Origin of the sequence: Paenibacillus rhizoplanae, from assembly GCF_042684125.1 — a bacterium.
Taxonomy (GTDB): domain Bacteria; phylum Bacillota; class Bacilli; order Paenibacillales; family Paenibacillaceae; genus Paenibacillus_AQ; species Paenibacillus_AQ rhizoplanae.
Map to the genome: position 1 here is coordinate 184079 of NZ_JBHUKY010000068.1, position 22132 is coordinate 206210.

Sequence of the window (22132 nt, forward strand, 5' to 3'; positions counted from 1 at the left end):
TGGAAGGTGAACGGAATTGAACTCTTACCTCATAAAACGTGTGATGGTGCTGTTCCCGGTGCTGATCGGCATGACCCTGATCGTCTTCTCCATCATCCATGCCATTCCGGGTGATCCGGCCGAGACGATTCTCGGCCAGAAGGCGACGGAGCAATCCAAGCAGGCGCTGCGTAACCAGCTTGGCCTCGACAAGCCCTGGCTGCAGCAATATTTTAACTACATGGGCGATTTGGTCCAGGGGGACCTGGGCACTTCGATCCGTACCAAAACGCCGATTGCCAAAGAAATCATGCCGTATCTGGCCGCTACGCTGGAGCTGACGGCTGCCAGTATGCTGTTCGCAACCTTCGTCGGAGTGAACGCCGGTATCCTCAGCGCCTGGAGGCAGAACTCCTGGTTCGATTACACGGCTATGATCATCGCGCTCATTGGGGTATCGATGCCGATCTTCTGGCTGGGGCTGATGGAGCAGCTGCTCTTCGCGCTGAAGCTGCATTGGCTGCCGTCCATCGGCAGGATGGACCAGCGCAATCCGGTGGAGACCCTAACCAACCTGTACGTGCTGGATACGATTCTGGCCGGGCGGTGGGATCAGCTGTGGACGGTCATTAAGCATCTCATTCTGCCGAGTATTGCGCTTGGCACGATTCCGATGGCGATCATTGCCCGAATGACCCGCTCCAGTATGCTGGAGGTGATGAATTCCGATTACATCCGTACAGCCAAGGCCAAGGGTATGTCGCAGTTCCTCGTGGTCTATAAGCATGCACTGAAGAATGCACTGATTCCGGTGCTGACGGTAATCGGTCTGCAGACGGGGGCGCTGCTCGGAGGGGCGGTGCTGACCGAGACCATTTTTGCCTGGCCCGGGGTAGGGCGTTATATCTTTGAAGCGATCAGCTCGCGGGACTATCCGGTGATCCAGACGGGGATTCTGATTATTGCTTTTATCTTTGTGGTTATCAATCTGCTGGTGGATCTGCTGTATGCCGCTATCGATCCGCGCATCAATTACAAGTGAGGGGGAGCAGCTATGGGACAGGCAGCACTAAAGGCTTCACCTCCTAAGGCTCCGGTGGATCAGGCCTCCGGCCCCTGGCGCGATGCGTGGAAGGCCTTCCGCAAGAACAAGACGGCTATGGCCGGGCTTGGCATTATCCTGTTCTTTGTACTCATTGCGCTGCTCGCGCCGTGGATCGCCCCGTATGATTTCAAGGCCCAGCAACTGGTGAACCGCTTGAAGCCGCCGTCGGCGGAGCATTGGTTCGGTACGGATGATCTGGGGCGGGATCTGTTTACCCGGGTGATCTACGGGGCGCGGATTTCACTCTGGGTGGGATTCTTTTCCGTAATCGGCTCGATCATTGTCGGCACCGCACTGGGCATACTCGCCGGGTACTACGGCAAATGGATGGACATGATCATCTCCCGTCTGTTTGACATTTTGCTGGCTTTTCCGAGTATTCTGCTGGCTATCGCTATTGTAGCTATTCTGGGACCTTCCTTGCAGAATGCGCTCTATGCGATTGCCATCGTCAACATTCCGACCTATGGCCGGCTGGTCCGGGCCAGGGTGCTGAGCCTGAAGTCCGAGGAGTACATCACGGCGGCCAGGGCCATCGGGATGAAAAACGGGCGGATTCTGTTCAGCCACATTCTGCCGAACAGCCTGACGCCGATCATTGTTCAAGGCACCCTCGGCATCGCGACAGCCATCATTGAAGCTGCTGCCCTGGGTTTCCTTGGACTCGGCGCTCAGCCGCCGGACCCGGAGTGGGGCAAGATGCTCTCCGATTCCCGGCAGTTTATCCAGAAGGCCCCCTGGACCGTAGTCTTTCCGGGCCTGTCCATCATGCTGACCGTCCTGGGCTTCAACCTGATGGGCGACGGCCTGCGGGATGTACTGGACCCGCGGATGAAGAACTGAATCTGAATAAAAGGTATTAGCAAGGGCTGTCCCCAAGCCATATTAATGGCTGCTTGGGACAGCTCTTTATTTTGAGGAAAGGTTACCGTTCTGTGAACAGAAACCCTAACTTTTTCTAAAATAACCTTGTGAATTTTCGAACAATATCCAAAACACTTCGTAATGTAGGTTGAAAGGGTGGCGGGGAACAGATGATGACCGACAAACAGCTCGTTGAAGGATGCAAGTCTGGTCAACAAGAGCATCTTGAGCTTCTCATTGTCAGGTATAGGGATGATTTATACCGGTTCTGCCGCCATCTTACCTTGAACCGGCAGGATGCGGAGGATTTGTTCCAGGAGGTATGGGTACGCGTGCTCCGCAAGCTGGAGAAGTATGATGCGGAGCGTCCCTTTAAGCCTTGGCTTTTCCAGGTGGCATTCAACATGTACCGTGACCACTACCGGAAGTGGAAAAGCGTATATGCCCTCTGGACCTGGTTGTCCTCGGATTCGGAGCTTATTCAAATTAGAGACCCGGCTTCGCTAGCAGAAGAGAATCTGCTGCGGCATGAGGAGCACCGGTTCCTGGAGGAATGCCTGCGCAGTCTGCCCAAACGTTATCTTGCTCCTCTCGTGCTGTATTACTATGAGGAGTTCAGCTATGAGGGCATTGCGGAGGTGCTGGGAGTGCCCCTCGGAACCGTCAAATCCCGGTTAAACCAAGGCAAGAGGCTGCTGCACACTTTAATGAAGGAGATGAACTAAAATGAAGGAGCCCGGAGACGAAGACCGGCTGCTGGCGGAATATTTCAAGCTGCCTGTTACGTCATCCCCAGAGCTTGTCTCTAATACGATTCAGCGGATACAAGGGCGCAGGACAATGGGCACACTTTCCATTTTAATGGCCCTGCAATGGCTGGTATTCATGGTGCTGGCACTGTCTTTCCTGGCTGGTCCGGCTGCTCTACAGTGGAAGATTAGTATGGGGCTGCTGTTCATCCTGTCTCCAATGATCGCCGGAACGTTACTATTGTACCGAACTATGGGAGGCAGGGGGAGGGTCTTATGAGAGTTCACTTCACCGTTGAGAAGTTCGTTTTTGGGGGGATGACGGCAATCGTTCTGGCCAGCTGCATTGCGCTGGGATACAGCATAAGTCCGTATATGGGCGATTTTGTGGAGGAGAATCTGACCTGGCTTATTGTGATGAGTCTGCTGGCCCTGCTGTTCCTGAGCCTCAATGTGCTAATTGCGGTATTCATTTACAAGGATGCCTCGCGGCGGCGGATGAATGCCTGGCTGTGGGTGACTGCGGTCATCTATATTCCCAATTTCATCGGTCTGATCCTTTATCTCCTGGCGAGAAAACAGCATCACATTCACGCTGCATCTGATGCAGGCAATCAGGATATCCGTTGTCCGCATTGCGGCCATCTAATTTAAACCGGGGAGTGTTAAGTATATGAACAAGAAATGGATGACTCTGGGGATCTTAATCATCATGGCGTCGGTGCTGCTGACTTCCTGCGACAAGAAAATAATGTACGTCGGGTCCAGCACGAAGAGCAAAATGAGCGGCTCCTACAAGTTTTTTACGGGCACAGAGGAGAAGAAGCTGAGCATGAAAAGCGGCGAAACGCTCAGCATCGATTACAAATCCAAGGTGGAAGAGGGCCAGCTGTCCATGAAGTTATATGGGCCGGATAATCAGGTGCTTACTGAACTGGGAACCAATAAATCCGGTACTGAGAAGGTGCAAGCCGATAAGGACGGGAAATACCGGATTGAGATCAAGGGTGAAGATACCAAGGGAAGCTTCAAGGTTGCCTTCAAGGTCGAATAACAGGAACTGGTGAGAAGATTATTGCGAATAGCCTTAGAACAGGCCTCTTCCCTATACATAGGGTGGGGTTTTTGTTGTGCGGACGAGGGTAATCCCTGATTTTAATACTAATTATATCTAAACATATACAAACATAATCAAATGCATTGTATAATTCGATTTAACTTGCTAGAATATGATCAAAATAAAGAATAGTAATTGGGAGGTATGGAGTGTGTTGAAGAAGGGGTTGGCGGGTTTATTGGTGCTGCTTATGGTGGCGGGAGTGTCGGCGGGTTCAGCAGGAGATGTGGAGGCGGCTGTGAAGAAGACGGAGATTATTGTCTCCGCAGCAGCGAGTCTGCAGGATAGTCTGGACAAGATCGCGGTGCAGTATGAGAAGCAGCATCCTGAGATTAAGCTGGTGTTCAATTACGGCGCCTCCGGTACGCTGCAGAAGCAGATTGAGCAGGGGGCACCGGCTGACTTGTTTTTCTCGGCAGGCGATAAGCAGATGAACGCGCTGGTGGATAAAGGGCTGATCGCGGACCACAAGACGCTGCTGAAGAATCAATTGGTCCTCGTAGTGCCTTCCGATTCGAACACGAAGCTTACAACCATTACTGACCTTACCGCTCGAGCTTTCAAAAAAGTAGCCGTAGGCCAGCCGGAATCGGTTCCGGCCGGACAATACGCCCAGCAGTCCTTGACCGCGAAGAAGGTATGGGATACGCTGCAAAGCAAGCTGGTCTTCGCCAAGGATGTCCGTCAGGTGCTGTCTTATGTGGAGACAGGCAATGCAGATGCCGGGTTCGTCTACAAGACGGACGCGTTAACCTCGGAGAAGGTGAAGATCGCCCTGACGGTGGGTGGCCATGCACACAAGGCGATTAACTATCCGGTGGGCATTGTCACAGCTTCGTCGCATAGGGCGGAGGCCCAAGCCTTCTATAGCTACGTGCAGACTGCTGCCGCAAGCCCGGTCTTTACAGGCTACGGCTTTCAATTGGCGAAATAAGTAACTTCTATTAGATAGGGTGAAGAGAGATGGAGATCAATTGGGCCGATTTTTTCGCTCCGGTCTGGCTGTCCATCAAGATTGCGGTATTAACCAGTGTGATCGTGTTCCTGCTGGCCACGCTGGCTGCCCGGAAGATGGCGGGACGCCGGTTCTTCGGACACAGCCTGGTCGAAACGGTCCTGCTGCTGCCGCTGGTGCTGCCGCCGACCGTGGTCGGCTTCGTCCTGCTGGTCTTCCTCGGGCGGCGCAGCTGGATCGGCAGGCTGTATGAACAGTTCACAGAACAGACCATTCTGTTCACCTGGGGGGCAGCGGTGATTGCCGCAGTCGTGGTGTCTTTTCCGCTGGTATACCGCACGGTCAAGGCAGGCCTCGAGGGGGTAGAGAAGGACCTTGAGGATGCTGCGCGTGCGCAGGGAGCCAGCGAGCTTCAGGTGCTGCGCTATGTGACCCTGCCGCTGGCCGGGCGTTCGCTGGCTGCCGGTTATGTCCTCGGCTTCGCCCGCGGGCTTGGTGAATTCGGGGCGACGATTATGGTGGCGGGCAATATCCCGGGACGAACCCAGACCGTGCCCACCGCGATCTATGTAGCAGTGGACGGAGGCAATATGACGCTGGCCTGGATGTGGGTCGGCTCGATCATTATCATCTCCGCACTTATGCTGATGTTTGTGAACCGCCGTACTTGACGGCTCATAATCCAAATTATATGCTTTGAGTCCCCTGCCGGCGGTAATCGGAGGGGGAGACGCCGGTCTCCTTCTTGAAGATCCGGTTGAAGGAACGGTAATTCTCGAAGCCGATGGATTCGGAGATTTCGAAGGTTTTGTGGTCGGTGGTAAGCAGCAGCAGCTTGGCCTGTTCGATCCGCAGGCGGGTCAGGTATTGGACAAAGCTCTCGCCGACGGCTTTCTTGAACATGGAGCTGAAGTAGGGCACGCTGTAATTGATCGAAGCAGCCAGCTCCTCCAGCTTGTAGGGATAGCTGAGATCTTCGCGCATCTGTTGAATGATACGTGTGATGGAGGCGTCGATCTTGCGGCCGCCCTCCTGCAGCTGCTGAAGCTTGCGGAAATAATCGCAGGTGATCTCATGTACAGAGTTGAATGTCTGACACAGCTCGATTTGTACGCGCAGCTCCGCTTCGAGGTCCGCCCCGCCTTCCGCCCCAATTACGTTATGGCTCATATCCAGAAAGACTCGCAGGTACAGGGACTTGATCTGCTCCGGGTCCCAGGCTTGCTCCATGGCCTGACGGTACAGGGACAGCCGCTCCTGCTCCAGAGCCGCCGTACTGAGATGCGGCTCCAGCAGCGCTTTCTTCAGCACCTTGCTCCAGAAGCGGCTCTGCGGCTCGGGAATCCGCTGGAAGCTGGAGAGCTGCCCCCACTCCCGGATACTGATAAGCTCATTGCAGCGGTAAAAGAACGGATACGGCGCCGAGGCCAGCCGCTTCAGCGCCTCTGGCTGCTCCTCCAGCCCCTGGTCGAAGCTGCATAGCAGGGCGATGCAGCTCATCCGGAGATTCGCGGCCAGGGACTCCAGCACCTGCTCCAGGAAGCGGGGTCTCTCCGTCTTCAAGCTGTCGGTATACAGGGCAAGGAATCGCCCTTTGTCTAAGGCAATAACCTTATGCGGGCCTATGCTGCCGAGCAGCTCCTTCAGCACATTGACCCCGGCGAATTGCCACAGCTTCAGCTCCTCCAGCTGGTCGATCGGGAAGCGCAGGGAGTTGCGGTCCAGCTCCAGCAGCAGGGTCATGAAGCCCTGGCCTTGAAGCGGAAGCTGCGAGTCTGCAAGACTGCGCAGCCATTTGGCCTCAGCCGCCGGGCTGCGCAGCATGTCGAGGAACAAGCTCTGCTCGATCTCCACTTCGCTCAGGCGAACCTGCTGCTCCAGCTGCAGATAATTGTCCCTCGTCTCGCCGCGTGAATCTGCCAGAGCCGCCAGCTCCTCCATCGTCCGGGTCAACAGCCCCGGATCGGAGAGACAGTCATCCTTAAGCAGATAGGAGGCTGCCTTCAGATGAATGGCCTGCTGGGCATAGTGGAAGTCCTGATGGCAGGTCAGGATAATGATCTGCGGCGCACGGACCCCGCTCCGTTCAATCTCGCGCAGCATTTCCAGCCCGTTCATGCCCGGCATCGTAATGTCGGTAACAATCAGCTCAGGCTTATGCTTCAGGAACAGCTCCAGCCCGTCCCGGCCATCCTCGGCTTCGCCGACAAGGGTGAACAGGTCAGCACGCTCCTCAATGAAATGCCGGAAGACGGTTCTTGCCGGAATCTCGTCCTCCACAAGGACAACTCTATAGTGATTCATGAGGTTCCTCCTTAATCAGAACGTTCCCGGACGGCAGCAGCATGCGGATGGTCAAGCCTTCACCCGGAGCGCTTGTGAGCAGGATCTGTGTCTCCGCACCGAACAGCAGCTTCATGCGCATCCATACATTCTGCAGCCCGATGTTCTCGGAAGACTCTTCCTGCTGGAGATGGAGCTGCAGCTTCCTCAGCTCAGTCTCTTCCAGTCCGGTCCCGTCATCCTCGACTTGTACAATAATATGGCTCCCGCCGGGACTTCTGTATACGCGCACACGGATATGCCCTTCCGGTGCCTTCCGCGGGAGAATGCCGTGGAACACGGAGTTCTCAATCAGCGGCTGCAGACCCAGCTTCGGAATCATCATGCCCCGCAGCGGCTCCTCAATCTCAGCCTCCAGATGAATCTGGCATTTGTAACGCATATTCAGTAGCCCGACATAATCCGCCAGATAATCAAGCTCCTGCTGAAGCTGTACCGTCTGCTCGAAATTCTCCATCGAATACCGCAGCAAGGCCACCAGCCGTCCCATCAGGGAGTTGATCTTCTCATAATCCTTCATCATGGCGAACATACGGATCGTATTGAGGGTATTGTACATGAAATGGGGGTTAATCTGCGATTGCAGCGCCCGGATCTCCAGCTTGCGCTTCAGATCCTCCGAATCATGCAGGTCTGCAAGCAGATCCTGTATGCGGACAGCCATTGTATTGAGCATCCGCCCCAGATCGCCGATCTCATTATTAGCGAAGTGCGTGACCCGGGCGTCGAAATTCCCTTTTTTCAGAGCATCGACCTGCCGCTTCACAGCCTGTAGAGGCCGGTAGAGCTGATACCCGAAGCCGACCACACAGAGCGCCCCCAGACAGACCAGTATCAGCAGGAAATAAGTGACCGTCCGGCGGATAATCTCGGCGCTGGCGGTAAGCTCCTTGGACGGAATCTCCGAGAGTACGATCCACTTGTCGTAGGTGGAGGTCTGCTTGACAGAGACAATAGAGGAGCCTGCCGCGAACTGATCCGGGCGCTTCAGCTCCTTCCAGCGCTTCAGAATCTCCTGCACCCGCTGCGTATCCTCCTGCTTCTCAAGCTTGCTGGTCGTGGCAATGGTCAGGCCGTCTTCTGTCAGCAGGGAGATGGAGCCCTCGCTCCCAAGCTGAATATTCTCGATCTGCTGCTGGTATTGGCTGTTATTCATGGAGATCAGCAGCACGCCCTTCAGGTCCTTATATAAGTCGAAGGGAACGCGTGAGATATAATAGGTGGACGAATGAAGGATGGCCAGTTCAGGCAGTGAGTGCTTGTCCAGAAAAAGATTCGGCCGTCCCGAAGCCAGATACGCTTCAATCAGCGGCCCGTATGGAGACTCCTTCAGCATGGCCGGGGCTTCTGTGGAGGAGAGGACTTCTCCTGTAACGGCGGAATAGACCTGCAGACCCTCCACATTCCCGATGATGGCGGAGGCGCCGCTGAGCACGGAGATCAGATCCTTTTTGCGGACCACCTCTTCAAAATATTGGGCCGACGGCGACACCAGCGCACTCTGAATGGACGAGATCCGGGAGTATTGCTCGCTGAGTTCCCGCAGCCGGGTCATGGTTAATTCAATCCGGTCTACGACCTGATTGACGAGCTGGGCATTCAGGCGGTTCACCTGCTGCTCCACTGTCGTACTGGATACGCTTACAGAGATCAAGGACAGCACAATCAGCGGAATCACCGAGATGGCGAACATGACCACAATCATCTTAATATAGAAGCTCCGCCGCAAAAAGCTGAAAAAGGGTGAATTCATAGAGTCACATCCGTTAAGGGTTTTGGACTACGGATACCGGGCAGGCTATCCTAAACAGATTATAGTACATTGGCGGACATGGAGATACCTGCGGACCGGCAAATCTTAAAAATGGTGACACTTTGGCTGGAATCCGGCATGTTCTTAAGCTCCGGCGTCTTCTATAATCCAAAGTGTAAGCACGATGTAAACGCAATCAATACAAGCAAATGGGGGATGACAATGAGTATCACAAGAAAGCTTGTACCGCTTGTAGCTTCAGCGGCGTTGATGGTAACTACACTGGCGGGCTGCGGCGGCGGTAACAATTCAGCAGCAGGCAGCACAGCGGCACCGGAAGGCAGTACACCAAGCGGTGCGGCCGGCAAGCCGGCCAGCATCAAGGCGATGACGATTCTCTTCGGCAATCCGCCGGAGATGACGAACAACAAGGCGCTGGAGGATCTGGAGAAGCGCGGCAATGTAGATCTGAACGTTACCTTCGTTCCATCCGAGGCCTATACGGATAAACTCTCTGTGGCAGTATCCGCCGGAGATTCCTATGACCTGCTGCTGATGGATGGCGGCAAGGACGATAAATTCAACAACCTGGTGAAAATGGGCGCTTTTCATGACCTGACGCCTTACCTTGCGAAGACCAAGAATATCAGCCAGATTGATGAAGTGGTCTGGAACGGTGCCAAGATTGACGGCAAATCCTACGGGATTCCCCGGCCTCGCGGTCTCTACGGCGGAGGTGAAGCCAATATTCTGATCCGCAAGGATTGGCTGGATAAATATAATCTGCCGGTTCCGAAGACCATGGATGAGCTGACGAATGCGCTTGCGGTGTTCAAGGAGAAGGACCCGGCGGGCGGCGGCAAAACCATTCCGTTCACGATCTACGGTTCAGACGGTGTGAACAGCCCCGGGCCTTTCTCGGGTGTCCTCCCGATCCAGTATGCCTTTGGCATTCCTAATGTGTGGAAGCTGGACGGAGACAACGTGGTCCGTGATTTCCAGACGCCTGAATACAAGGCATTCCTGGAGTGGCTGAGAGATTCCTGGAGTAAGGGCCTGATCGACAAGGATGCGCCGGTACTGAAGAACCAGGGGCAGGCACGGAGTAAGTTCCTGGCTGGTACAGCGGGTGCTTTTGTCGGGAATGTCAGTGATATTGTGGAGACCAACGTGGAGAAGCTGAAGCAGACGGACCCGAAGGCCGAAATCGCGATTATCGATGTGCTTGAAGGCGCGAACGGACAGAAGGGCGCTTCTGTACTCTCCGGGTACTATGGACTGTGGGCGGTTCCAAGCTCCGTGCCGGAGGATAAGGTGCAGCAGATTGTAGACTTCCTTGACTTCACGGCCTCCGAAGAGAATGTAGCATTCTCCAAAGCGGGAGTCACCGGCATCCATTCCAGTGATTTCAAGAATGGGGTTGCGGTGCAGACCGAGGAGCAGAAGAAGCAGTATGAGCTGGATAAGCCGAACAATTTCATTTTGGAGAACCGTGCAGATCCATATGTGTATGCCAACTCTAAGGAGCCGGACATCCTGGCGCTGCAAAAGGCGACCCTAGATACGATCAGCAAGATCGGAGTGGAGAATCCGTTCCTCAGCTACAACTCACAGTATGCCAGCAAGAATCCGGACAGCTATAAGAAAATGAGTGCGGTCATGACGAAGTATGTGCTGGGCGAGGGAGCCTGGGAGGATGTGCAGAAGGAAATTGATACCTGGACGAAGGGTTCAGGCGAGCAGATCACCAAGGAACTGCTGGACCAGTATCACACAGAGCATTCCACGAAGTAATACAACACTATACACAGAGGCAAAGGAGGGGGCTTTCCCCTTTCTTTTGCCCATTTGGATAAGGAGGTTTAGCCTGTGCAGAGAGCTTTACGACCCAAACGGTTTCATCAGCTATGGCCCTTTTATTTACTGGCAGCCCCAGGTATTCTCTACTTTCTCACCTTTCATTACATCCCGATGACAGGACTCATTCTGGCCTTCAAGGAATACAGCCCGTTCAAGGGCATGATGGACAGTCCCTGGGTGGGGCTGGATAATTTCAGACAGTTTTTCGGAACCTCCGATTTCTATATGTTGCTGAAAAATACGCTGCTGATCAGTCTGCTGAATCTGATCATTTATTTTCCCTTTACCATCTTCCTGTCGCTGCTTCTGAATGAAGTACGGCTCAAGGTGTTCAAGCGTGTCTCGCAGACCATCGTATATCTGCCCCATTTTCTCTCCTGGGTCGTGATTTACGGGATTACGATTTCCTTCTTTGGGCCTTCGGGCGTCATTAACCATTACCTCGGCCAGTGGTTTGACGGCAACGCCAATTTCCTGGTCAGCAACGAATGGTTCCGGCCGCTGGTCATCTTCCAGTCGATCTGGAAGGATGCGGGCTGGGGTACGATTATCTTCCTGGCGGCACTAGCGGGAATTAACCCTGAGCAGTATGAAGCAGCCAAGGTGGATGGAGCAAGCCGACTGCAGAGCATCTGGCATATTACGCTCCCCGGCATCAAAGGGACCATCGTGATTCTGCTGCTGCTTCGTCTCGGCTCCTCTATGGACTCCAACTTCATGCAGATCTTCCTGATGACCAATAGCCTTAACCTCGATGTTTCCAATGTGTTCGATCTGTTCGTCTACCATGTCGGTCTGGAGCAATTCAATTACAGCTTCGCGATTACCGTAGGCATGTTCAAATCCGTTGCCAGTCTGATCCTGGTCCTCGGGGCCAATTATGCGGCTAGGCTGCTTGGCGAGGAAGGCATATTCTAGAACAAGAACAGGAGTGGAGAGGTTATGAAGCTTAAGGCAACCTGGTTTGACACCATTATTGTAGTCATTATTTGCTTAATCAGCTTGCTGGTTATTCTGCCTTTTCTGTATATTATCGCGGTCTCGTTCAGTCCGCCGGGAGATTCGATGGCCGGGAATTTCTTCATCTGGCCCAAGCACTGGACACTGGACGCCTACAGCTATCTGCTGAATGCGAATACGTTCCTGACCTCCGTCAAGAACTCTGTCATTATCACGGCGATGGGCACGGTGCTCAGCCTGTTTGTCTCGATTACACTGGCTTATGCCTTGTCGAAGAAATTTCTGCCCGGACGGCGGATCATGCTGCTGGTTATTTTCTTCACGATGATCTTTCACGGAGGCATGATTCCGAACTATCTGGTCGTCAAAAATCTGGGCCTGATCGATTCCTACTGGGCAGTGGTGCTCCCGGCAGCCTCCAGTGCCTTCAATATCATGGTCATCCGTTCATTCTTCCAGAGCCTGCCTGAGAGTCTGGATGAAGCGGCAAGAATTGACGGGGCGGGGGAATTCAGGATTCTCTACTCGATCGTGCTGCCGCTGTCCAAACCGATTATCGCCACCTTCACCCTGTTCTTCATGGTGCAGTTCTGGAACGAGTTCTTCTCGGCGGTCATCTACCTGAATGATACGTCGCGCTGGCCGATTCAACCGCTCCTGCGGCAGATGGTAGCGATCAGCGCCTCCAATATCTCGGCAGAGGCAGCGGTAGATGCTTCGCTTGCAGCCAATCTTGGACCCAATGTCCAGAATGCTGCCATTCTGCTGGCGATGCTGCCTATAGTCATTGTGTACCCTTTCCTGCAAAAGTATTTTGCCAAGGGTGCCATGCTAGGTTCGATTAAGGAATAGACTCAGGCGGAGAAATCCGCGAATATAAAGGTGATGATTGAATTGACTATGAGTTATAAGGACCTGCGGCACAATCCCGCATACACGATGCCGCAGCTATCTGCTGGAGAATTCTTAAGCACGATGCTGGATTTGAACAGACCGGAGCTTGCAGAGGTAGCTGCAAAGCTGGACTTAGGCGATGTCCCCGGAGCACGGGATGCTTATTTAGAAGTCATTGCAGCGGGTAACAACGGAAGATATTACTTTGAGGTGAAGGATGTTCCTGGGCTTACGGCGTACGCCGTAAGCCATTACAGCGGAGAGGAGGAGGCGCAGCAGGATGTTGCCGAGGCAGACCGGATTGTGGAGGGGGATATTCCCCTGTTCAAAGGGAAAAGAGTGGTCTTCCGGCACGGAAGCTATGACTGGAACAGCTGGCTGTTCGACAGCTCGCAGTATCAGCTGCATCTGACCCGGTTCGTCTATGTGAAGCGCCTGTCCAGAGCCTATGCGCTGACCGGTGATGACAAATACGCCAAATGCTTCAATGATATGATCAGCCATTTCATTGACGATAACCCTATGCCGGTGGATGATACGTTCCGGGCGGAGCATTCAACCTGGGACCCCCTGTCGGCGGGTGTGCGGATGTTCATGCTGCCGGAAGCCTTCATTACCTTCTTCGGCTCCCCGGCCTTCGAGCCTGAGGTGAAGCTGAAGCTGATTCAGTCCTTCCAGCAGCATGGGGAATATGTCCGCAAATACCATGCCAGCGGCGGCAACCATGTCTGCATGCAGCTCCGGGGGCTGACTCAGACGGCGCTGCTTCTGCCGGAGCTGAAGGATTCTGCTGCGTGGCTGGAATACGCCGGACGTAAGCTGCCGGGATACATCCTTGAGAACGTCTACCCCGACGGGGTACAGTTCGAAGGCAGCCCGAATTACCACCTGATCGTCATGCGCGAGCTGTATGAACTGGTGGTTCTGTACCAGAAGCTCGGCATCGATGCCGGAGAATACCAGGAGACGCTGGAGAAAATGTATGTCGTCACGATGCATCTGCTGGCACCGGACGGGCAGCTGGTCAAGTTCGGCGATACCGATGTTCAGGTGCTCAGCGAGCTGCGCAATGTCATGAGCCTGGGCGCTTATCTGTATCAGCGGGGGGACTTCAAAGCGCTCGGGCATGAGCGGCTGCCGTTCTCTCTGCTGTGGAGAGTGGGGCCGGAGGCTGCAGCGGAGTATGATAAGCTGAAGGCCGTGGAGCCTGCGGAGACGGCAGCCTGCTTCCCGGCAGGCGGATATGTGACCTCGCGCCAGGGCTGGAGCCGCAGCGATATGTACATGGCGATGCGGGCAGGTGTCGGGATCGGCGGGCATGCGCATTCTGATGCGCTCAGTCTGGTGCTCTACGCCGGAGGACGCGAGCTGCTGGCGGATTCAGGTATGGGCTTGTTCGAGTGGAACAAGGAACGTAAATATACGGTCTCAACCCGTGCCCATAACACTGTAGTTGTCGACGGGCAGGACCAGCATGTCCGCAGCTTCCACTGGAATACGCCGCCTACGGCGAGCTGCAGAATCTGGGATACAGAGTTCAATGAAGCCTATGATTATGCCTTTGCGAGCCAGTACGGGTATACCCGGTACGAAGATCCGGTGGTTCACTCCCGCAAGGTGCTGTTCGTCAAGAACAGCTATTGGCTGATCGTGGATCTGTTCGAAGCCAAAGGCCAGCACCGTTATGAGCAGTACTTCCACCTGCCGCCGGGTGCAGCGGCCTACGATTCTCTCAGCGGGGAAGTGGTCTCGCAGCTGGAGGGAGCCAATCTGCTGCTGAAGCCGCTGCCCTCCGGGCTGGCGGAGGACCAGCTGACGCTGGAGCAGGGACTGATCTTCAAGCAGGGCCACTACAGCAGGAATCCGGTAATGAAACGTTCCCTTACCTTGACCGGGAGTGCGGCGATCGTAACCCTGGCCGTTCCCTTCGGCGCAGCGAAGCCGCAGGTGCATGCAGAACGGCTGCCTGTCCGGCAATATGGGGAATTGCTCTCGGTGCAGGAGGCAACTGCGCTGCGTATCGTGATGGAGGATCGGGTGGATGACATCTGCCTTTACCATAAGAGTGTCGATGTCACCAGCTACCTTGACCATACCGGCAATATTATCTCCGAGGCGCTGCTGCCCCGCAAGACGGAGCCGGAAGGCATCGCGTTTGCCGGAGGCAGCTATAACCGGGATGTTATTGTTAATATTGGTCTTAGAGAATAGCAGAACAGAACTAAGCAACGCCCATCCTGAAGCGGGGATGGGCGTTGCTTAGTTGTCAAATATATTCCATCTCTCTTCCGGTGATAGCTTGGGGCAAGTGCTGCAATATTCTCCGGCATCAGGCCCAATCCTGATCCGGTAGGCCAGGCAGCAATGCTTACGCAGATAGAAGGGACGGCCTTGCAGCTTCGGATGCTCAACCTTGCGGAACCGCATGGATAATTCATCCGGCTTCTCCGGCTGAAGCAGGGTAGTATAATCCTGGCCGATGATCCGGCCCCGGTCCTCAGAGTCCCAGAGTTCCTTGTCCGTATGCAGCCGTCCATACAGGTTATGCAAATTATGCGCAATCAGCGACCACATGACTTTCTCCTTGGCTCCCGTATACTCTGATACAGCCTGGAGCACCTGCCGTAAATGTGCCAGCAGGTGCTCCATATAATCGGAAAGGCAGGCTTGGCGTACTTCCGAAGGATTAACAGGCAATTTGTCCGTGGCTGTCGTCTCCGCTTCATAATGCATCATTCCTGCATCCGTTAGCCGGAACCGTAAAGCACCGGGCAGCAGAGAGAGCGGGGTATCGAAGAGAGTGATGGAGGCGGCCAGTCCCATGATCAACACCGAGTACCTTTTGGCAAACAAAGTTCCGACCACAAGACCTGCCGGTTCCCCAAGCTGAACCGATTGCTGGCCGATAATGAGCGGTAGCCGCGCTTCATCCAATAGATCTTCTGTACTGAACGGAAAAGAATTACTCCGGTTCTCCGTGACCGTCAAGGCAAAATGCTGCTGCATGAAATCTTGTATCGACTGACTCCCAAAAGGTTCAACGCCGCTCATGGCTCCATCCATGCGTTTATTTCATCAATAATCTCACCCCGGCCGATAACTCCCCAGCCCTTGAAGAGCCAAAAGGAATCGGTCTCATGAACCCTTCCTTCCTGTACGGCGGGAATGTTCTTCCAGAGTGCGCTCTTCTGCATATTGCCCAAAAAATCCCGGGCATTCGGGTCCGTCTCGAGGACGATAATGTCTGCCCCAAGCTCCGGCGTTTTCTCCAGAGATAAATCCGCTCTTTGCTCTTCCGGCGTAAGTGCTGCAGGCTCAAATCCGAGATCCTGGTAGAGCAAAGCATTGGTCGGATGACCTTTTTGTGCATACACTTGGAGCGCCTTCTCGCGTACACGGAGATAGGCAAGTTTTTTGTTGTCCAGCGCTTTGATTTTCTCGCTGGCCTGGACCGTTTTCTGTTCCAGTTCGGCGATTTTCTCCTTCGCCAGGTCCGTCTTGTCATACATCTCCGCAATGGTTAGCAGATCCTTGGTCCAAAAGGAAGTATCGTCGCCATAATCAAGCCATTCATTTCCAAGAACGATAGTAGGAGCGATTTTGTTCAGTTGCTCATACTTATTCTCGGCCGTCCGGCTCTCAATAAGAATCACATCCGGATCAAGCAAGGTAATGGCCTCAAGGTTGGGATTATCCGCCGAACCTACAGTTTGTACCCCCTGCAGCTTGTCAGCCAGATAGGGAAGATACTCTCCTCCGTACCGGACCTCGGTGTTCACACCGGAGGGCTTCTCTCCGATAGTCAACAGATGATCTATGTACTCTGCCGCGAGAACAACGACCTTTTCGATTTTGGACGGAATCACGGCTTCTCCCTTAAGATGGGTAATTGTGCGTGTGCCCGGTTCCGCAGCCGCCTGATCCTTGGTTTGGGAAGCGGAGGGACTCTGCTCTCCGGAAGCCGGTTGTCCCGCTCCATTGCTGCAAGCGGCCAGTATCAGCAGCAGAACGGCAAGGAGCAGGATTTGGATGGATTTCTTTCTATTCATGGGTTTCTATTCTCCTTTGTGCAATAGATAATAATAATCATTATCATTATGATAGGAGAACGATGCATACTTTACAATGGATTATAACCCTCTGTTGGCATGGATAATTCTATCGTTCAGCCTACCTATCCGGGATGCAACATAAGACATGGCCCACATCCGGCCTGAGGGTCCAAGGGTTTTGAACAACAGATCTCCGGCATCGAATACCCGGGACTGCTTCACTGCATCCAGTGAAGACCATTCGTTGGACGACAGCAGTGTCTTCAGCCGTTGCCTCGATTCCAGGGTAGGGTCCGCAGCCAAAAAGATGTACCCTGGGTTATAGTGGGGAAGCTCATCAATCTCAAAATCCACCGCCCCGGTCTGTTCAGGGAATGAGAGGGGAGGGCTTAGTCCAAGATCTCTGTACAGTAGTGTTCCTGTCTGATTGGAGGCACCGTACAGGCGGTAGAATTCGGAGCTGACTCTGATAAAAGAAACCGTGGGCAGTACATTCTGTGCTTCCAGCCGTGATCTAAGGAGGTGCTTCTGCTCTGTGTAGCAGTTCATCCAGTCGTCAGCCTGCTGCTCTCTGCCCAGAATACGGGACAACCGGGACAACTGCTGCTCCACATTATCGGTATGCTTAAGGACAACAGTGGGTGCGATGGACTCCAGCAACTCGCCTGGTAACAGACGGTCGCTCCCAATAATCAGATCAGGCCTCACCCGTGCCAGCTCTTCATAATTCAACCGGGAACCGTTCAGGCGGACAATTTCCTGCTCCAGCACACCCGGGTAGGGGAGGCTATAATTTCTTGACACCCGTTCCCGGTAAGACAGCGCAGCCACTGGCGTCAGTCCAAGTGTCATCAGGTAATCATCCAGACCATAGTAGAGAACAGCAATACGGATATGATTGTTTTTAAGGTAGCTGGCCGGTGCAACGCCTTCCGATTTTTTGAACACCCGGCTAAAATAATGCTCGTCCTTATAGCCCACTTCCTTGGCGATCTGCTTGACACGTTCGGAAGAGAAGAGCAGCTGCTTAGCCCTTTTTATCCGTTCCTCTAGCAAATAGGCCATAGGTGTCTTTTCTGTAAGCTGCTTGAACGCTCTGATAAAATGATTGGTGCTTAAGCCCGCCATTAGAGCCAGTTGCCCAACTTTAAGCTCTTGGTTGTAGTTGTTCTTCATGTAGGCGAGCACATTATCCATCCCTACAGCCTTGTCCTGCACAATACGCTTACCTGGTTGAAGTATCAACGAGAGCAGCTGTTGCAGCCGGTACTTGGCGTGCATGATATCCTCCGGGTTACGGGTGCGGTGAAAGGAGGTCATTTGCCGGCTGATCTCTGCAGCCCGTGGATGGCCGGGTGCTTCAAGCTTCCCGTTAACCGGAAATACCGGAGAATGGAGCTCCAGGTGCATGTGATCCTTACGAAGCTGTATACAGGAGAAGAAAATGATCATATAACGTAGCGGTTCTGCCGTCAGCGCTTTGCCTTCTACTGAAGTTTCGGGCAACAACAAAAAGAAGTCTCCTTTATTCGCCGTAAGCAGCCCCCCATTTAGGATAATCTGCCCTTTACCTTCTGTGACATAACACAAGGCATGGTGGTGAAGGGTCCTTCGGGGCAAAGCTTCCCCTTCTGCAAATCTTCCGTAATAGCTGTGTACGCTTGAAAAAAACAAGCGCTCCAGCCTGAACGCTGCCTGTGGTATTGTGGATAACATGCGTTCCTCCTCGTTCGGCCCGTGTCTATTGAATTCAAGTCTCGTAAACAATATTGCCCGTCTCGCTCAGGTCATAACTGTGAATTGAGCTTAGCTCATTACGGAAGGCTTCGGAGCGCAGAATATCCAGAATGGCGTTAATCCAGACTTCATTCTCCGGCTTCTTCACCATGACCAGATCGTAGCGCTCGCGGATCAGCGGAATGAAGTCGATGCCGTCAATGATTCTGGCGGCTTTCTCGGTGCCGATGCCCACATCCGCCCCGCCTCTTGCCACCAGGCTGGCTACTGCCAGATGGCTGTTCTCTTCATTAATGTATCCGTTCAAGCGGGAGGACGGAATTCCATGCAGGCGCAGCTGTTCATCCAGCAGCACCCGGGCGCCGGAGCCGCGCTCACGGTTAATCAGCGTTAGCCCGTCTTGCCGGAGGTCCCCCCAGCTGCGGATGCCTCGCGGATTGCCCCTTTGCACATAAAAGCCTGCGCTGCGTGTTAGCAGATGCACTACAATATAGGAGAAGCCTACGAGCAGCTTGCGGATATAGGGCAGGTTGTATTCGCCGCTATCGCCATCCAGCAGATGGGTACTGACAATATCTGATTCGCCCTGATACATGGCAATGAGGCTGTCAAGACTGCCCGCATAGGAACGGAGCGGGCGGGTGGAGGGCAGGGTCCGCTCCAGATGGGTCGCCAGAATATCAAGTGACATATCCTGTCCGGTAATGACTACATGTACACCGCTGCTCTTCATGCTGTGCGGCGGCGGGGAGGCGAAGGCCTGATAAGGCGCGGCGAACGGGGCTGTCTGCTGCGCCTGCGGCAGTGCAGCCTCGGTCAGCCCGTCCCCGGGCAGCGGATGGGCAGAAGGCCCGCTGTTGCGGGAATTCTGCTTGTACCTCTCCAGATCAGAGAGGTCAACCCGCATCTGCTTGCCGACACGGTAAGAGGGCAACTCGCCCTTTTTAATGAGATCATAGACCTTGAGCTTGGAGATTTTGAGCAGCCGGGCGATTTCCTCGGTTGTATAGGAAGTATTCTCGGTCATGTATTGTACCCTCCTGGGGGATGGACTGCGGCAGATTCACAAATAGCCATATTAGGATAGCCTTATTATGCTCAAGACTACCTTATTTTGTGAACCTGTGCAATCCGGGGAAGGCCCGGGAGAGAAGAGGGCAGAGACCCTAATAGGTCATATGCCGGTCCGTCTTCGCCTGCTGCACATCGGATAGCCCAATCAGCTCTGAGACGGTAACGAACTGGAAACCCTGCTTCTTAAGCGCAGGCAGAATAATCTTCAGTGCTTCCTTCGTCTGCGACGGCCCGTGGACATGGTCATGGAACAGGACAATATCGCCGCTCCTGGCATTGCGGATGACCCGGTTTGAGATGTTCCAGACGCCAGGGCGGTTCCAGTCGCGGGTGTCCTGATGCCAGGACCACAGTACGGGCTTCAGGCCCATGCTGTTGGACACATCGATCAAGGTCTCATCGTACATTCCGCCCGGCGGTCTGAACAGGCTGCTGTGTCTGCCGGATATCTTCATAATTTCCTTCTCCGTCAGCGCAAGCTCCTTCTGAATCTGCTCCCCGGAGATCGGTCTTTTGAAATAGACATGATTATAAGTATGGTTCGCCAGCTCATGTCCTTCACTAATCACGCGTCTGGCTACATCGGGATAAGCGGCGATCCGCTTGCCAATTGCAAAAAACGTGCATTTCGCTTGATACTCATGCAGCACCTCCAGAATGCTGTCCGTCTCCAGAGGGTCCGGGCCGTCATCGAAGGTCAGCGCAATCACCTTCTGGCTGGTGCGCACTTCCCAGATCATATCGCCGCGCTCCTCATAGTAGTAGCGGTTTTTTGCCTTGTTCGGACTGCCCAGGGCCAGATCGGAAGGGCTGTACATCAGCGCCAGTGCTGCCAGAACTGCGGCGGTCAATCGGGTGGCTGTTCTCATGGCTCTCAGATTCACTCCACACTTGTTTTTATAAGCGGTTCCTGCTGCTTAAGTCTTAGAATGCTCTATCCCCCTTGGTTGCTATGCATTTATAGCAGCCCGCAGGGCGATTTGCATTTTAGAGTGAAAGTTCCGGCGGAAATGACTTATAATAAGTTACTAAATACAGATCAAGGAATAGGGGCAGCGGAGATGACACTGATTGAACAAAGAGAACATAGACAATATCCCGAAATCACGAAGCTGGAGACCTCCAGAGCCGCATATGAACGCGACTATTCGCGTCTGATCCATTCGCCGACCTTCCGGCGGCTGCAGGGCAAATCTCAGGTGTTCGGAGCCGGAACCGGGGATTACTACCGGACACGCCTGACCCACTCGCTGGAGGTGGCACAGATTGCCCGTGAAGCGGCCAAGAGCCTGCTGCGTTCTTACCCGGAAGTAGAGACAGGAGCTGCAGAGAATCCGGGCCTGGTCATTGACCCCGAGGTGGTGGAATGTGCGGCAATCGCCCATGACTTCGGACATCCTCCATTTGGGCATAAGGGAGAAGAGGTGCTGGACAACCTGCTGGAGAAGCTGGTGACCCGCAAGACGGTGGAGGCAGTGGCCAAGTCCGGCGCAGGTCCTGTTCAGCAGCAGACGATTCATGAGAGCATGAAGCGCAAATATGAGCATTTTGAAGGCAACGCCCATAACTTCCGCCTGATTATGTTCCTGGAGAAGCGTGAGAATATCGACGGCCTGAACCTCTCGGACGCGGTGCTGCTGGGCATTAACAAATATCCTTTTCCCGGGACGGTGCTGAAGAAGGGGATGTATCTGCACGAATGGGAGTATATCCACGAGATCCGCGCCCAGTGGGGAATTCCGGCAGGCAAAAAGACGCTGGAAGCGCAGCTGATGGACCTGTGTGACGATATTGCTTATTCGGCGCATGACCTGGAGGACGGCATCAAGGCCGGGAAGATTGAGGTGCATGAGCATTTCATGCATGACGACTACATCCAGCGGCTGATTGTGGAGAAAATCACCACGCTTGAGGATGCCTTCTGGTCCGGCTGGAACAAGTCCGCGATCCGCTTCAAGGTGGAGGAGGTGCTGAGTTCATTCCTTCGGGTCTGGAAGGAGAAAATGCCTACCTGTGAGAATGACTATTCCCGCACCCGCCGTGAAGTCAAGGCCTATTGGGTCAGTACCTTTGTCGCCAGCCTCGGCGTGATCGGGGACGGGGACTGGAAAAAGGTTACCTTCATTAAGGAAGGCAGGGAGGATGAGGACATGCTGCGGACCGTCAGTGTGCTCAAAAGCTTCGCCTGGGTAACGATGATCCGCGATTTACGCGTACAACGTCTGCAGAAACGAAGCGAGTGGATACTGCGGCGGCTGTGGGAGGCATTCCTTGATCCAGAGACATCCCGGAGCATTATCCCATCGGACTGGCTGCAGCGGTTCGAGAAGGACCAGAAGTCGGCGAAGCCGATCTGGACCTGGGAGCATATGGTGACCGATTATATCGCCGGAATGACCGATGCTTTTGCCGAGAAAATCTACAATGAGCTGTACGGGCTTAAGGTTGGTTCGATTTACGATCTGGATTAGACCTATATAGTAGAACCTTTACCTGTCCGCCGTTTGGGCTGGCAGGTAAAACCTTACATCGAGAGAAACATGTAAATTTTTAACCGACTGTTGCCGACATAGTACATGTAACCTATTTTTTTTCTACGGTTGATTATCTCTCTAACTATCCTGAAATCGGGTAATAACAGGTAAGACCTAACTTGGAGGAATCATCATGAAACCACAAAAGAGAGGCTT

The 22132-nt window shown here is 53.9% G+C and carries 20 protein-coding genes; 13 read left to right on the top strand and 7 right to left on the bottom strand.

What is annotated here, in order from left to right; genetic code table 11:
- The first annotated feature begins 16 nt into the window (after positions 1–16).
- The 8 genes from ACFSX3_RS27080 (at position 17) to modB (ending at position 5440) form a co-directional block, all read left to right on the top strand.
- Entirely contained in the window at positions 17–1021 is a 1005-nt protein-coding gene (locus tag ACFSX3_RS27080; protein ID WP_209992092.1) for an ABC transporter permease, read from the top strand.
- 12 nt (positions 1022–1033) lie between these two features.
- Positions 1034–1927, top strand: a complete 894-nt coding sequence (gene nikC / locus ACFSX3_RS27085; protein ID WP_209992091.1) for a nickel transporter permease — start codon at positions 1034–1036, stop codon at positions 1925–1927.
- 191 nt (positions 1928–2118) lie between these two features.
- On the top strand, positions 2119–2673 hold the full coding sequence (locus ACFSX3_RS27090; protein WP_209992090.1) for an RNA polymerase sigma factor: 555 nt from the start codon (positions 2119–2121) through the stop codon (positions 2671–2673).
- A 1-nt stretch (position 2674) separates the two neighbouring features.
- Positions 2675–2977 carry a hypothetical protein gene (locus ACFSX3_RS27095; protein WP_209992089.1) on the top strand — a complete coding sequence of 101 codons (303 nt, stop codon included), beginning with the start codon at positions 2675–2677 and terminating at the stop codon, positions 2975–2977.
- On the top strand, positions 2974–3351 hold the full coding sequence (locus ACFSX3_RS27100; protein WP_209992088.1) for a PLDc N-terminal domain-containing protein: 378 nt from the start codon (positions 2974–2976) through the stop codon (positions 3349–3351). Before ACFSX3_RS27095 ends, ACFSX3_RS27100 begins: the two co-directional genes overlap by 4 nt.
- Before the next feature lie 19 nt (positions 3352–3370).
- Positions 3371–3751, top strand: a complete 381-nt coding sequence (locus ACFSX3_RS27105) for a hypothetical protein (RefSeq protein WP_209992087.1) — start codon at positions 3371–3373, stop codon at positions 3749–3751.
- Between the two features lie 253 nt (positions 3752–4004).
- Positions 4005–4748: a molybdate ABC transporter substrate-binding protein gene (gene modA / locus ACFSX3_RS27110; protein WP_379313487.1), complete on the top strand. Its 744-nt coding sequence runs from the start codon at positions 4005–4007 to the stop codon at positions 4746–4748.
- Between the two features lie 29 nt (positions 4749–4777).
- Positions 4778–5440, top strand: a complete 663-nt coding sequence (gene modB, locus ACFSX3_RS27115) for a molybdate ABC transporter permease subunit (protein ID WP_209992085.1) — start codon at positions 4778–4780, stop codon at positions 5438–5440.
- A 16-nt stretch (positions 5441–5456) separates the two neighbouring features.
- On the opposite strand, the gene ACFSX3_RS27120 is transcribed toward modB, so the two are convergent.
- Positions 5457–7073 (bottom strand): helix-turn-helix domain-containing protein, encoded by a 1617-nt coding sequence (locus tag ACFSX3_RS27120; RefSeq protein WP_209992084.1) that lies wholly within the window; start codon positions 7071–7073, stop codon positions 5457–5459.
- Positions 7060–8865, bottom strand: coding sequence for a sensor histidine kinase (locus tag ACFSX3_RS27125; protein ID WP_209992083.1), 1806 nt, complete (start codon positions 8863–8865; stop codon positions 7060–7062). The genes ACFSX3_RS27120 and ACFSX3_RS27125 overlap by 14 nt, the downstream gene beginning before the upstream one ends.
- Positions 8866–9087: 222 nt before the next feature.
- On the opposite strand from ACFSX3_RS27125, the gene ACFSX3_RS27130 reads away from it, so the two are divergent.
- The 4 genes from ACFSX3_RS27130 (at position 9088) to ACFSX3_RS27145 (ending at position 14790) form a co-directional block, all read left to right on the top strand.
- Entirely contained in the window at positions 9088–10659 is a 1572-nt protein-coding gene (locus ACFSX3_RS27130; RefSeq protein WP_209992082.1) for an extracellular solute-binding protein, read from the top strand.
- A 75-nt stretch (positions 10660–10734) separates the two neighbouring features.
- Entirely contained in the window at positions 10735–11643 is a 909-nt protein-coding gene (locus tag ACFSX3_RS27135) for an ABC transporter permease (RefSeq protein ID WP_209992081.1), read from the top strand.
- Between the two features lie 24 nt (positions 11644–11667).
- Positions 11668–12537, top strand: coding sequence for a carbohydrate ABC transporter permease (locus tag ACFSX3_RS27140; RefSeq protein ID WP_209992080.1), 870 nt, complete (start codon positions 11668–11670; stop codon positions 12535–12537).
- 48 nt (positions 12538–12585) lie between these two features.
- On the top strand, positions 12586–14790 hold the full coding sequence (locus ACFSX3_RS27145; RefSeq protein WP_209992079.1) for an alginate lyase family protein: 2205 nt from the start codon (positions 12586–12588) through the stop codon (positions 14788–14790).
- A 48-nt stretch (positions 14791–14838) separates the two neighbouring features.
- Here the strand turns inward: ACFSX3_RS27145 and ACFSX3_RS27150 are convergent, their stop codons facing one another.
- The 5 genes from ACFSX3_RS27150 to ACFSX3_RS27170 all read right to left on the bottom strand — a co-directional run bounded on the left by ACFSX3_RS27150 (position 14839) and on the right by ACFSX3_RS27170 (position 20311).
- Complete coding sequence (locus ACFSX3_RS27150; RefSeq protein WP_379257787.1) at positions 14839–15630, bottom strand: hypothetical protein; 792 nt, start codon at positions 15628–15630, stop codon at positions 14839–14841.
- On the bottom strand, positions 15627–16628 hold the full coding sequence (locus ACFSX3_RS27155) for an ABC transporter substrate-binding protein (RefSeq protein WP_209992077.1): 1002 nt from the start codon (positions 16626–16628) through the stop codon (positions 15627–15629). Before ACFSX3_RS27155 ends, ACFSX3_RS27150 begins: the two co-directional genes overlap by 4 nt.
- A gap of 81 nt (positions 16629–16709) precedes the next feature.
- Positions 16710–18347 carry an AraC family transcriptional regulator gene (locus tag ACFSX3_RS27160; RefSeq protein WP_209992076.1) on the bottom strand — a complete coding sequence of 546 codons (1638 nt, stop codon included), beginning with the start codon at positions 18345–18347 and terminating at the stop codon, positions 16710–16712.
- A gap of 34 nt (positions 18348–18381) precedes the next feature.
- Positions 18382–19395, bottom strand: coding sequence for a substrate-binding domain-containing protein (locus ACFSX3_RS27165; RefSeq protein WP_209992075.1), 1014 nt, complete (start codon positions 19393–19395; stop codon positions 18382–18384).
- Between the two features lie 139 nt (positions 19396–19534).
- The gene (locus ACFSX3_RS27170) at positions 19535–20311 is read right to left on the bottom strand and encodes a polysaccharide deacetylase family protein (RefSeq protein ID WP_209992223.1); all 777 of its coding nucleotides are present in this window, start codon (positions 20309–20311) and stop codon (positions 19535–19537) included.
- Between the two features lie 192 nt (positions 20312–20503).
- Between ACFSX3_RS27170 and ACFSX3_RS27175 the strand changes: the two genes are divergently transcribed.
- Positions 20504–21913: a deoxyguanosinetriphosphate triphosphohydrolase family protein gene (locus tag ACFSX3_RS27175; protein WP_209992222.1), complete on the top strand. Its 1410-nt coding sequence runs from the start codon at positions 20504–20506 to the stop codon at positions 21911–21913.
- The last annotated feature ends 219 nt before the right edge of the window (positions 21914–22132 follow it).